Here is a 12706-nt window from a genome sequence, read left to right on the forward strand (position 1 = left end):
CTCAGCCTTGCGGCTGGGGGCACCGTTGTTCTTTCCACCGCGTCACGGCAATAATTCTGCGCCGCGTCAGCTCTTCGCGAATCTCCGGTCCTTTGAAACCTTCCGCTACCACTTCTTTAGTGGAAACCGACTGCGCCACTTCCCAGGCTTCAAGCAGCAGGCGCCCCTGCGGATAATCGCAGGATTCAAAACCGGTGCGTCCGCGCACGTCGGCCTCGCTGGTGAGGGCGATTTGCTGCACGCGCTGCGGCTTGCGCCAGGCATCGATGCTATCAAACAGCTTCACGATAGTTTTTGGCTGCAGGATCGGCAGGGTGTGGATCAGATCGTGGAATTCGGCGACCAGTCTGGCCAGATCGCGGATATCGTTCGGTACCCGTAGGCGCTGGCAAATCTGTTCCACCAGCTTCACCCCCGCCGGGCCGTGGCCGTGGTGGCGCGGCCAGAACTCTTTGGGCGTTAAGCCTTTGCCAAGATCGTGGCACAGGGTGGCGAAGCGGACGTCGATGGCCGGCGATAGCATCGCCGCCATGGTGAGCGTCATCAGGGTGTGAACACCGGTATCGATTTCCGGATGCCATTTGGCGGGCGCGGGGACGCCATAGAGGGCGTCGATTTCCGGGAACAGAACCTTCAGCGCGTGGCAGTCGCGCAGGGTCTGGAAAAAGACCTGTGGATTACGTGTGCTAAGCGCGTTTTCCGTCTCTTTCCATACCCGCTCCGCGGTCAGATGCGCCAGTTCGCCGGCGTCGGCCATCGTACGCATCAGCGCCATGGTTTCATCGGCAATGCGAAAACCGAGATGGGCATAGCGCGCGGCAAAACGCGCGACGCGCAGTACGCGTAGCGGATCTTCGCTAAAGGCCGGGGAGACGTGGCGCAGCAGGCGCTGGCGCAAATCGGCCAGGCCGCCGTAGGGGTCGTAAATCTGACCGTCAGAGTCCTGAGCCAGCGCGTTGATGGTGAGATCGCGGCGCAGTAGATCTTGCTCAAGGGTGACGTCAGCGGCGGCATAACAGGTGAAACCGGTATAGCCGGAGCCGGATTTACGTTCGGTACGCGCGAGCGCATACTCTTCACGGCTTTGCGGGTGAAGGAACACGGGAAAATCGCGGCCTACCTGCTGGTAGCCCGCGTCGAGCAACTGCTGGGGCGTGGCGCCAACCACCACCCAGTCTCTGTCTTTGACCGGTAGTCCTAATAACGCATCTCGTACTGCACCACCGACCAAATAAATCTTCACGCCTCTTTCTCCCGCATCGACTTTTCGCAAGATGATACGTAAGTCTGGCAGAGAAGACGAATTAGTTCATCCACCGGTCTTTACGTTTGCGGCTCGGTACCAGATGCGGCAGCACCAGACCAAGGATCAGACCGACGCCAAGCACGCCGCCGCCGTACATAAACCACTGCATGATAATGGTGCGCTGTTTATCATCAAGCTGCAGATTCGCCGCGTTCACCTTCTTCTGAGCGACAACCAGCTCGTTTTTCAACTTTTGGTTCTCTTCTTTCAGGGCGTTGATCGCGCCATCGCTACCGGCGACTTTTTTCTGCATGTCGGCGGTACGCTGATTCCAGGTGGCGTCAATGTTGTTCAGCTTGTCGGTCAGGGTTTTGACCTGATTTTCCAGATCCGGCACGCGAATGCGCAGGCTGGGCTCGTTGCTCAGCTCTTTCAGCGGGATCCAGGCGGTACGGCCGTTGCTATCGCGTACCTGTGCGTAATTCGTGCTGTCGTTGGTTTGCAGAACGTCGACGGCCTCGCCGGCGTTAATGGTGCCGACCAGACGATAGTTATCGCCAGGACCGCTGCGAACCCAGGTGCTCAGCTCATCGGAAACGTAGCGCTTTTCTTCTGCGTGAACCGCCGTAGCGGCGCTAAGCGCTAGCAATGTAAAGGTAATAAGGCGTAATTTTGGCATCAGGTCATCGTTTGGTCATAAAAAGTTGAACGATAGTAGTGGCATCGCCAGAGCGACGCAAAGTTTTCCGCCACAATCGGAATCATCCAAATGCAGCTGGCAAATGCGCATTGCATGGCGATTCGCCGCAAAATACTATTTACTGACAAAAAATATCGTCATTAGTTCGCCGCATTTTCCCGGCGACGCTTATCAGGTGGAAGAATTCAGCCATGGCTCAAGAAATCGAACTGAAGTTTATCGTTGCCCACGACGGCGTTGAGGCGCTGCGCCAGCATCTCAATTCGCTGGATGCGCAGCACACGCCGGCAGGCCAACTGCTGAATATTTACTACGAAACCGCCGATAACTGGCTGCGCCGGCACGACATGGGGCTGCGGATCCGCGGCGATCGGGAGCGCTATGAAATGACGCTGAAAATTGCCGGTCGGGTGGTGGGCGGCCTGCATCAGCGTCCGGAATACAATATCCCGCTGGAAAAAGCAGAGCTGGCGCTGGATAAACTGCCGGCTGAAGTCTGGCCGCAGGGGCAGTTGCCGGCAGAACTGGCGCAAAATGTGCAGCCGCTGTTCAGCACTGATTTCCTCCGTGAAAAATGGGTGGTGAAAGAGGGCGACAGCCAGATTGAGATAGCCCTCGACCTTGGCGACGTCAAAGCCGGTGAGCATCAGGAAGCCATTTGCGAACTGGAGCTTGAGCTGTTGAGCGGCGATACCGCGGACATTCTGGCGCTGGCGCATCGTTTACTGGCAACCGGCGTGCTGCGCCAGGGCAGCCTGAGCAAAGCGGCGCGCGGCTATCAGCTGGCGCAGGGCAACGAAGCGCGCCCGGTTAAACCGTTAACGGTCGTGCGCGTGGCGGCGAAAGCCAGCGTCGAGCAGGGGCTGGAAGCGGCGCTGGAAAGCTCGCTGGCGCACTGGCTCTATCATGATGAAGTCTGGAACCGGGGCAACGCGGCCGCTAAAGGTGAAATCCAGCGGGCGATGGCCCGCGTGCGCCATGCGCTGGTGCTGTTTGGCGGCATTGTGCCGCGAAAAGCCACCGTGCAGTTACGTGAATTGCTCACTGAGGCCGAAGCGGCGCTGGACGGAGCGGAAAAAGCCGAAGCGGCGTTATTCAACCGCGCCACGGTTGGCGCCAAACTGCTGCTGACCGAGTGGCTGGTTACCCGCGGTTGGCGTTCGTTCCTCAACGACGCGGGGCAAAAGAAAATCGCCGGTTCGTTCAAACGCTTTGCCGATATCCAGCTGTCGCGAGCGGCGGCAGAGCTGAAAAGCAACTTCCAGCAGACGCAGGACGACTATAGCGATCGGCTCACGCGTCTGGCGCGCGAGATCGACACCATTCAATTGCTATCCAGCGCCTATGCCGAGGTCGCCGAGAGCTGGCTGGAAAACTGGCAAGAGGTGCGCCGCGCTATCGAGAACAATGACCGCAGCGTCATCGAATATTTCCGTCGTCAGGCGCTGGCCGCGGAACCATTCTGGCTGCATAGTGGAAAACGATAATTTCAGGCCAGGGAGACCCCTATAATGGCGCTTTCTTCGCAGTTACAGCAGCACTGGCAGACGGTTGTAAACCGGCTTCCGGCAGATTTTCCCCTGCAAACGTTAAGTTCGCAGGCGCAGTCGGTGATGACATTCAGCGAGTTCGTTGAACAGAGTCTGGTCGCTCAGCCGCAGTGGCTGGCTGAACTGGAAAGCGCGCCGCCGCAGGCCGACGAATGGCGTCATTACGGCGACTGGCTGGCGGAACAGCTACAAGAGGTGACTGACGAGGCCGCGCTGATGCGCGAGCTACGCCAGTTCCGCCGCCGGATAATGGTGCGTATCGCCTGGGCACAGGCGCTGCTGCTGGTAAGCGAAGAGAGCAGTTTGCAGCAGCTCAGCGTCCTGGCGGAGACCTTAATCGTCGCCGCCCGCGACTGGCTGTACGCCGCCTGCTGCCGGGAGTGGGGGACGCCGTGCAATGCGCAGGGCGAAGCGCAGCCGCTATTGATTCTGGGCATGGGGAAACTGGGCGGCGGCGAGCTTAACTTCTCTTCCGATATCGATCTCATTTTCGCCTGGCCGGAACACGGCGCCACCCAGGGCGGACGCCGCGAGCTGGATAACGGTCAGTTCTTTACCCGTCTGGGCCAGCGGTTAATCAAAGTACTCGATCAGCCGACGCAGGATGGTTTCGTCTATCGCGTGGATATGCGTCTGCGTCCGTTTGGCGACAGCGGCCCGCTGGTGTTGAGCTTTGCGGCGCTGGAAGACTATTACCAGGAGCAGGGGCGCGACTGGGAGCGCTACGCGATGGTGAAAGCGAGGATCATGGGCGATAACGACGGCGTGTACGCCAACGAACTGCGCGCCATGCTGCGCCCGTTCGTCTTCCGCCGCTACATCGATTTCAGCGTCATTCAGTCCCTGCGTAACATGAAAGGGATGATCGCCCGTGAAGTTCGCCGCCGCGGCCTGACAGACAATATCAAGCTTGGCGCGGGCGGCATTCGCGAAATAGAGTTTATCGTTCAGGTTTTCCAGCTGATCCGTGGCGGTCGCGAACCGGCCTTGCAGCAGCGTGCGCTGTTGCCGACGCTGGCGGCGATTGACGAGCTGCATTTGTTGCCGGAAGGCGATGCCGCCCAGCTGCGTGAAGCCTACCTGTTCCTGCGTCGTCTCGAAAACCTGCTGCAGAGCATTAACGACGAGCAAACCCAAACCCTGCCGCAGGATGAGCTCAACCGCGCGCGTCTGGCGTGGGGGATGCGCGTCGCCGACTGGCAGACGCTCAGCGCACAGCTGGAAGAGCAGATGCGCCGCGTGCGTCGCGTCTTTAACGAACTGATTGGCGACGATGAAGCGCAATCGCCGGATGAACAGCTGGAAGAGTACTGGCGCGAACTGTGGCAGGACGCGCTGGAAGAAGACGACACAACGCCGGCGCTGGCGCACCTCGACGACAACGACCGGCGCAGCGTGCTGGCGCTGATCGCCGATTTTCGCAAAGAGCTCGACCGGCGCACCATCGGCCCGCGCGGGCGGCAGGTGCTCGACCAGTTGATGCCGCATTTGCTTAGCGAGGTTTGCTCGCGAGCGGATGCGCCGCTACCGCTGGCGCGGATCACCCCGCTGCTGACCGGTATCGTCACCCGTACCACCTATCTGGAGCTGCTCAGCGAATTCCCCGGCGCGCTAAAACACCTGATTAGCCTGTGCGCCGCTTCGCCGATGGTCGCCAGCCAGCTGGCGCGCCACCCGCTGCTGCTGGACGAACTGCTGGATCCGAACACGCTTTATCAACCGACGGCGACCGATGCGTACCGCGACGAGCTGCGCCAGTATTTGCTGCGCGTGCCGGAAGAAGACGAAGAACAGCAGCTGGAAGCGCTACGCCAGTTTAAACAGGCGCAATTGCTGCACATCGCCGCCGCCGATATTGCCGGTACGCTACCGGTGATGAAAGTGAGCGATCACTTAACCTGGCTGGCGGAGGCGATGATCGACGCGGTGGTACAGCAGGCGTGGCTACAGATGGTCGCCCGCTACGGCCAGCCGACTCATCTGCGCGACCGTCAGGGACGCGGTTTTGCGGTAGTGGGTTACGGTAAACTTGGCGGTTGGGAGCTGGGTTATAGTTCCGATCTCGATCTGGTCTTCCTCCACGACTGTCCGATGGAGGTGATGACCGACGGCGAACGGGAAATCGATGGCCGCCAGTTCTATCTGCGCCTTGCCCAGCGGATCATGCATCTTTTCAGCACCCGCACCTCGTCGGGCATCTTGTATGAAGTGGACGCTCGCTTACGTCCATCCGGCGCGGCGGGCATGCTGGTGACTACCGCCGACGCCTTCGCCGATTATCAGCGCAATGAAGCCTGGACCTGGGAACATCAGGCGCTGGTTCGCGCCCGGGTGGTGTATGGCGACCCGGCGCTGCAGGCGCGCTTCGATGCGATCCGCCGCGATATCCTGACCACTCCGCGTGAAGGCGCGACGCTGCAAACCGAAGTACGTGAGATGCGGGAAAAGATGCGCGCCCATCTCGGCAATAAGCAGCGCGATCGCTTTGATATCAAAGCCGATGCCGGAGGGATCACTGATATTGAATTTATTACCCAATATCTGGTGCTGCGCTACGCGCATGAAAAACCAAAGCTGACGCGCTGGTCCGATAATGTGCGTATTCTGGAACTGCTGGCGCAGAACGACATCATGGATGAAGAAGAGGCGCGGGCGCTTACCCATGCTTACACCACGCTACGCGATGCGTTGCACCACCTGGCGCTGCAGGAGCAGCCGGGCAACGTTGCGCTGGATGCTTTCGACGGCGAACGTCAGCAGGTGAGCGCCAGCTGGCAGAAGTGGTTGATGGCTTAACTAACAAATCGGGTGTGCTATTATCGCGCGCAAAGTTTGCATCTCGCAGGAGAGAGTAATGAAAGTAACGCTGCCAGAGTTTGAACGTGCAGGAGTGTTGGTGGTAGGCGATGTGATGCTGGACCGCTACTGGTATGGCCCTACCAGCCGTATTTCCCCGGAAGCCCCGGTGCCGGTGGTGAAGGTGGAAAATATCGAAGAACGTCCTGGCGGCGCGGCTAACGTGGCGATGAACATTGCTTCGCTCGGCGCGACTTCTCGGCTGGTCGGCCTGACCGGTATCGACGATGCCGCACGCGCGCTGAGCAAAGCGCTGGCTGACGTAAAAGTGAAATGTGATTTCGTGTCGGTACCGACGCATCCGACCATCACCAAGCTGCGCGTACTGTCGCGCAACCAGCAGCTGATCCGCCTCGATTTTGAAGAGGGCTTCTCCGGGGTCGATCCGCAGCCGATGCATGAACGTATTCAGCAGGCGCTGGGTTCGATCGGCGCGCTGGTGCTGTCTGACTACGCGAAAGGCGCGCTGGCCAGCGTGCAGACCATGATCAAGCTGGCGCGGGATGCTGGTGTTCCGGTGCTGATTGATCCGAAAGGCACTGAATTTGAACGCTATCGCGGGGCGACGCTGCTGACGCCGAACCTCTCTGAATTCGAAGCCGTCGCCGGAAAGTGTAAGGATGAAGCGGAAATCGTCGAACGCGGGATGAAAATCATCGCTGACTTCGAGCTTTCCGCACTGCTGGTGACGCGCTCCGAGCAGGGGATGACGCTGCTGCAGCCGGGTCGTCCGCCGCTGCATATGCCGACCCAGGCGCAGGAAGTGTATGACGTCACCGGCGCAGGCGATACGGTTATTGGCGTGCTGGCGGCGACGCTGGCGGCGGGCAACACGCTGGAAGAGGCCTGCTATTTCGCTAACGCCGCGGCCGGTGTCGTGGTTGGCAAGCTGGGGACGTCCACCGTTTCGCCAATCGAGCTGGAAAACGCGGTGCGCGGGCGTGCCGATACCGGTTTTGGCGTGATGAACGAAGAAGAGCTGAAACAGGCGGTTGCCGCGGCGCGTAAGCGCGGCGAAAAAGTGGTGATGACCAACGGCGTCTTCGATATTCTGCACGCGGGTCACGTCTCGTATCTGGCTAATGCGCGCAAGCTGGGCGATCGTCTGATCGTCGCCGTCAACAGCGATGCCTCAACCAAACGTCTGAAAGGCGAAACCCGCCCGGTGAACCCGCTGGAACAGCGGATGATCGTGCTGGGCGCGCTGGAAGCCGTCGACTGGGTGGTGTCGTTTGAAGAAGATACTCCGCAGCGGCTGATTGCCGGGATCCTGCCGGATCTGCTGGTGAAAGGCGGCGATTATAAGCCGGAGCAGATCGCCGGCAGCGAAGAGGTATGGGCCAACGGCGGCGAAGTGCTGGTGCTCAACTTTGAAGATGGCTGCTCGACTACCAATATTATCAAGAAAATTCAGAAAGATAGCGATAAGTAATCAATACGCTTTACCGCTCTGAACGGGGTGGTCTACAACGGCCTGCGGGGATACCTTCGCGGGCCGTTTTTATTTAATCATGCGGAAAATGATTTAGCGCAATAAATAACCCGGTTAAGCGCATTTTTCGTACAAAGTGCGTTAAGGTAAGCGTAAATACTGAAGTTAGTAAAAGGCATATGACCAATCAGAACACCAACGGCTGAAGGAGTATGCGGATGAACCATAACGATATGTATTCTATGAAGAACTTCGATTTTCTGGCACGTAGTTTCGCCAGGATGCACGCGCAAGGCCATTCAGTCGATCTTCAGGCTATTGTCGGCAATATGGATGAGGAACATCGTGAATGGTTTTGCCAACGCTATGAGCTTTATTGTCGCCAGGTGAATAGCGCGGTCGAGTTAGAGCACTAAAGCAAAATGAAAACGGGCCATCAGGCCCGTCAGACTGCTGACAAGGAAGGAAAAAGCGTGGTTTTTCCTTCCTTGTGGTTATCAGCCGAAAATCAATAAATTGATTTTCCATGTTTTTTACCTGGTGCAATCTGTAAGCGCAAAGGTTGTATGAGCTTTGCCATCAATCTCAAACGGGCCATCAGGCCCGTTTTTTTATTGCTGTTCTTCGCTCTTCGGCGTGGCTGAGCGGCTTTCAAGATCGCTAATACGCTGCTCCAGTAAAGCCAGCTTTTCGCGGGTGCGCAGTAAAACCTGAGTTTGCACGTCGAACTCTTCGCGGCTAACCAGATCCAGGCGAGTTAACTGTGATTGCAGCACCTGGCGGATTTTCTTTTCTACGTCATCTCCAAGATCGCGAAGGCCTTTCGGCATCGATTCATGGACCTGGCGGGCGATTTGTTCAATTTTTTTCGGGTCAATCATGGTGGATTCCTGCACTGATCTAGTTACCGTTCATTGTAGTGCGAACGGGAGCGCCTATAAACCACAAATGTAAGATGTATAGCGAGTAGCCATTGATGAAGATAGTTAATGGCGTTATAGTTATCTCGCTTATTCTCAGGGCGGGGCGAAATTCCCCACCGGCGGTAAATCAACCTGCGCGTTGAAAGCCCGCGAGCGCTTCCTGTGAAAACGGGAAGGTCAGCAGATCCGGTGTAATTCCGGGGCCGACGGTTAAAGTCCGGATGGGAGAGAGTAACGGCTCAGTCGGATTACGTTCCGCTTGCGTTGACTTTTGCCGCTAAACCGGCACTCCTAAGACTGCCCTGATTCTGGTAACCATAATTTTAATGAGGTTTTTTTACCATGAATCAGACGCTCCTTTCTTCTTTTGGTACCGCTTTTGAACGTGTGGAACACGCTTTAGACGCACTGCGCGAAGGCCGCGGTGTGATGGTGCTTGATGATGAAGACCGTGAAAACGAAGGCGATATGATTTTCGCCGCCGAAACCATGACCGTTGAGCAAATGGCGCTGACCATTCGTCACGGCAGCGGTATTGTCTGCCTGTGCCTGACCGAAGATCGCCGCAAGCAGCTTGACCTGCCAATGATGGTTGAGAACAACACCAGCGCCTACGGCACCGGCTTTACCGTCACCATTGAAGCGGCAGAAGGCGTGACCACCGGTGTATCCGCCGCTGACCGCATCACGACCGTGCGCGCCGCCATTGCCGATGGCGCGAAACCCTCCGATCTCAATCGTCCGGGCCACGTCTTCCCGCTGCGTGCGCAGCCAGGCGGCGTAATGACCCGCGGCGGCCACACTGAAGCGACCATCGACCTGGTGACCCTTGCGGGCTTCAAACCGGCAGGCGTTCTCTGTGAACTGACTAACGACGATGGCACCATGGCGCGCGCGCCGGAGTGCATCAAGTTCGCTCAGCAGCACAACATGGCCGTGGTTACCATTGAAGATCTGGTGGCTTACCGCCGCGAGCACGATCGCAAAGCCAGCTAAGTTGCCGCTGTTCTGATGATAAGCCCACTTTACGGTGGGCTTTGTTGTTTCTGGGCCGAGTCAATAGGTTTTCTCCGCAGGTAAAAAGGGAGAGAGTTTTCACATTCAAATTTTCTGATGATGATCATCACGCTTATCTGAGTTTATCTGCGGTTAAAAGCGCGTAATGTGAAGGAATCAAATACTCCCTACTGAAGGATACCATCATGTCCCGTACCCGTATGCCAGCGTTGTTTTTAGGCCATGGTAGCCCGATGAACGTGCTGGAAGATAATATCTATACCCGCGCCTGGCGCCATCTCGGTGAAACACTGCCGCGCCCGAAAGCTATCGTGGTTATCTCCGCGCACTGGTTTACCCGCGGCACGGGCGTGACGGCGATGGAAGCGCCGAAAACCATTCATGACTTCGGCGGTTTTCCGCAAGCTTTGTACGATACGCACTACCCGGCGCCGGGATCGCCGGAGCTGGCGCAGCATCTGGTTGAGCTACTGGCGCCGGTGCCCGTCGCCCTCGATAAAGAGGCGTGGGGGTTTGACCACGGTTCGTGGGGGGTGCTGATCAAAATGTATCCTGATGCCGATATTCCCATGGTTCAGTTAAGTATCGATAGCACAAAGCCCGCGGCGTGGCATCTGGAGATGGGGCGTAAGCTGGCGTCGCTGCGTGATGAAGGTATTATGCTGGTGGCGAGCGGCAACGTGGTGCATAACCTGCGTACCGCGCGCTGGCATGGCGAAAGTACGCCGTATCCGTGGGCCGAGTCGTTCAACGACTATGTGAAAGCGAATTTAACCTGGAAAGGGCCGGTCGACGAGCATCCGCTGGTGAACTACCTGAGCCATGAAGGCGGATCGCTCTCTAACCCGACGGCTGAGCACTTCCTGCCGCTGCTCTATATTCTGGGGGCGTGGGATGGCGAAGAGCCGATAACCATCCCGGTCGAAGGGATGGAGATGGGATCGCTGAGTATGCTGTCGGTGGTAGTGGGCGCCGCGTAACGGCAGCTATCGCACATGAAAAAACCCCGGCCACGCAGGTTGCCGGGGTTTGCCGTTATTCGACGAAAATGTGCGGATAGAAACGCGAAAGATCCTGGGTGATCAGCGCCCGATCTTCACGAATGCCGATCCCGGCAGGCTGGTCGTTAATAAGCCAGCTGCCAATCAGCGTATAGCTATCGCCAAATTTCGGCAGCGGATAAAACTCCTGCACGATGGTGCCTTCTTCCCCGTATGGGCCTTCCACCGCTTCCACCACTTTGCCATTTTCAACGATCGACACGTTAGCGCCTTCGCGGGAGAAAATCGGCTTAATGACGTACTTCTCAAGCTGCGGATGGTTATCTTCGCTAAAGTAAGCCGCCAACAGGTTAGGGTGGTTGGGGAACATTTCCCACAGCATCGGCAGCAGCGCCTTGTTGGAGATAATGCTCTTCCACGCTGGCTCCAGCCAGCGTACGCCGGCGTCTTCCAGCTTGGTGGAGAACATCTCGCGCAGCATAAATTCCCACGGATAAAGCTTGAACAGATTGCCGATGACCTGATCCTGCAAATCGGTGAACTGGCCTTTCTCGCCAAGACCGATATCTTCGATATACAGGAACTCGGTGGCGACGCCCGCTTCTGCCGCGCAGTCCTGCAGGTACTGCACGGTGCCGCGGTCTTCAACGGTATCGCGGCAGCAGGCCATATGCAGCAGCTGGAAGCCAAACTGTTCACGCAGCTCGCCGAAGCGTTCAATCAGTTTTTCCTGCAGGCTGTTGAACTGATCGCTGTCGGCAGGCAGATTACCGGCGTTAAGCTGATCTTCCAGCCAGATCCATTGAAAGAACGCTGCTTCATATAGTGAGGTTGGCGTATCCGCGTTGTTCTCCAGCAGCTTCGGCTCGCCCACGCCATCCCAAGCCAGATCCAGACGCGAGTACAGCGACGGCTGGTTGGTTTTCCACGACTGACGCACAAAGCCCCAGGTGTGTTTTGGGATGCGGAATTTGGTCATCAGCTCGTCGCTGGCGATCACTTTCTCAACGACCTGCAGGCACATTTGATGCAGCTCGGCGGTGACCGCTTCGAGCTTTTCAACCTGCGCCAGCGTCAGCTTGTAGTAGGCCTCTTCACTCCAGTACGGCTCGCCGTACATGGTGTGAAAATTGAAGCCATACTCGGTCGCTTTCTCGCGCCAGTCCGGGCGCTCGGCAATGCTGATTCTTTCCATGCCGCTTAACCGCCCATCGAGCGTGAAGAGGAGCTGGAGCCCGCGGCGCTACGCTGCATCGTCGATTGCTTAGCAACAGATTCGCCAAAACCGCCGCGGGTGACAGTCGTGGTGGTTGCCGGTTTCGGCGCCATCGCGGTTTTCGGTACGTTCATGGTACGGCCCGGTTGCGCCGCGCCATAGCTCTTACCGCTGGCATCGGTGTACTGGCCGTAGGCCGGGCTGGCCGGGTTTTTCGAGCTAAACAGCGGCTGCTGCGCGGCCATGCCGCCGCCCATCAGGCGGCCCATCATGTAACCGGCCATCAGCGGCATCCAGAAGCTGCCGCTGCTTTGCGCCTGCGCCTGGTTTTCCGGGGCGACGCCCGCCTGAGCTGGCGCCTGCTGGCATTGGCCTTCGCCGAACTCGGCGACGCAGTCTTCACGGCTGGCGTATTTCGGCGCGGTGCGCGCGGCTTCTTTCACCGCGTTGTTGTAGGCGGTAGTGCACTCTGCGGCTTTGCTTGGGTTAGCCGCGGAGCAGTCATCGGCGTTCTGATACAGAGAAACCGTCTCGTCAGTTTTTTCGCAACCGGCGAGCATAAAGACGGCGGTGACGGCAAGGGCGACCGGCGTCAGGTGGCGAGCGCTCCAGCTTTTGCGGAACGACGCATGATTAATATTTTTTGTCCGTTTCATATTTGTCTTCCAGGACCCAGTGGTAGTGCGTTTGTCAACGCTCAGGATAGAGTATGAGTGGTGGAAATTGAAGCGAAAGAGGGGAAAAGCGGGGGTCTTTACGTTGTCT

General features: G+C 57.9%; 12 protein-coding genes and 1 riboswitch. Of the genes, 6 read left to right on the forward strand and 6 right to left on the reverse strand.

Annotated features, from left to right (window positions below; all coding sequences use genetic code 11):
• Position 1 precedes the first annotated feature (1 nt).
• On the reverse strand, positions 2-1243 hold the full coding sequence (locus KGA69_RS09655; protein WP_047050801.1) for a multifunctional CCA addition/repair protein: 1242 nt from the start codon (positions 1241-1243) through the stop codon (positions 2-4).
• Positions 1244-1304: 61 nt separating this feature from the next.
• Positions 1305-1925 carry a TIGR04211 family SH3 domain-containing protein gene (locus KGA69_RS09660; protein WP_015369636.1) on the reverse strand — a complete coding sequence of 207 codons (621 nt, stop codon included), beginning with the start codon at positions 1923-1925 and terminating at the stop codon, positions 1305-1307.
• Between the two features lie 212 nt (positions 1926-2137).
• Here KGA69_RS09660 and KGA69_RS09665 point away from each other — a divergent pair, with 212 nt between their 5' ends.
• The 3 genes from KGA69_RS09665 to hldE are packed head-to-tail and all read left to right on the forward strand — an operon-like array spanning position 2138 to position 7784.
• Positions 2138-3433: a CYTH domain-containing protein gene (locus KGA69_RS09665; RefSeq protein ID WP_213293040.1), complete on the forward strand. Its 1296-nt coding sequence runs from the start codon at positions 2138-2140 to the stop codon at positions 3431-3433.
• 21 nt (positions 3434-3454) lie between these two features.
• Positions 3455-6292, forward strand: a complete 2838-nt coding sequence (gene glnE / locus KGA69_RS09670; protein ID WP_163310997.1) for a bifunctional [glutamate--ammonia ligase]-adenylyl-L-tyrosine phosphorylase/[glutamate--ammonia-ligase] adenylyltransferase — start codon at positions 3455-3457, stop codon at positions 6290-6292.
• Positions 6293-6350: 58 nt separating this feature from the next.
• Positions 6351-7784: a bifunctional D-glycero-beta-D-manno-heptose-7-phosphate kinase/D-glycero-beta-D-manno-heptose 1-phosphate adenylyltransferase HldE gene (gene hldE, locus KGA69_RS09675; protein ID WP_045392201.1), complete on the forward strand. Its 1434-nt coding sequence runs from the start codon at positions 6351-6353 to the stop codon at positions 7782-7784.
• A 77-nt stretch (positions 7785-7861) separates the two neighbouring features.
• On the opposite strand, the gene KGA69_RS09680 is transcribed toward hldE, so the two are convergent.
• On the reverse strand, positions 7862-8011 hold the full coding sequence (locus KGA69_RS09680) for a hypothetical protein (RefSeq protein WP_165430588.1): 150 nt from the start codon (positions 8009-8011) through the stop codon (positions 7862-7864).
• Between KGA69_RS09680 and glgS the strand changes: the two genes are divergently transcribed.
• Positions 8003-8200, forward strand: coding sequence for a cell surface composition regulator GlgS (gene glgS / locus KGA69_RS09685; protein WP_045392198.1), 198 nt, complete (start codon positions 8003-8005; stop codon positions 8198-8200). The genes KGA69_RS09680 and glgS overlap by 9 nt on opposite strands.
• 195 nt (positions 8201-8395) lie before the next feature.
• Here glgS and ubiK read toward each other — a convergent pair whose 3' ends face one another.
• Positions 8396-8665 (reverse strand): ubiquinone biosynthesis accessory factor UbiK, encoded by a 270-nt coding sequence (gene ubiK, locus KGA69_RS09690; RefSeq protein WP_045392195.1) that lies wholly within the window; start codon positions 8663-8665, stop codon positions 8396-8398.
• A gap of 127 nt (positions 8666-8792) precedes the next feature.
• Positions 8793-8944: riboswitch (FMN riboswitch) on the forward strand.
• Between the two features lie 105 nt (positions 8945-9049).
• Here ubiK and ribB point away from each other — a divergent pair.
• Both ribB and ygiD read left to right on the forward strand, forming a co-directional pair.
• Positions 9050-9703, forward strand: coding sequence for a 3,4-dihydroxy-2-butanone-4-phosphate synthase (ribB, locus tag KGA69_RS09695; RefSeq protein WP_015703517.1), 654 nt, complete (start codon positions 9050-9052; stop codon positions 9701-9703).
• A gap of 206 nt (positions 9704-9909) precedes the next feature.
• Positions 9910-10704 carry a 4,5-DOPA-extradiol-dioxygenase gene (gene ygiD, locus KGA69_RS09700; RefSeq protein WP_045392192.1) on the forward strand — a complete coding sequence of 265 codons (795 nt, stop codon included), beginning with the start codon at positions 9910-9912 and terminating at the stop codon, positions 10702-10704.
• Positions 10705-10759: 55 nt separating this feature from the next.
• Here ygiD and KGA69_RS09705 read toward each other — a convergent pair whose 3' ends face one another.
• The gene (locus KGA69_RS09705) at positions 10760-11920 is read right to left on the reverse strand and encodes a glutathionylspermidine synthase family protein (RefSeq protein ID WP_213293042.1); all 1161 of its coding nucleotides are present in this window, start codon (positions 11918-11920) and stop codon (positions 10760-10762) included.
• 5 nt (positions 11921-11925) lie between these two features.
• Entirely contained in the window at positions 11926-12597 is a 672-nt protein-coding gene (locus KGA69_RS09710; protein WP_015369647.1) for a DUF1190 family protein, read from the reverse strand.
• Between the last annotated feature and the right edge of the window lie 109 nt (positions 12598-12706).

Origin of the sequence: Klebsiella sp. A52 (assembly GCF_018388785.1) — a bacterium.
Classification (GTDB): Bacteria; Pseudomonadota; Gammaproteobacteria; order Enterobacterales; family Enterobacteriaceae; genus Klebsiella; species Klebsiella aerogenes.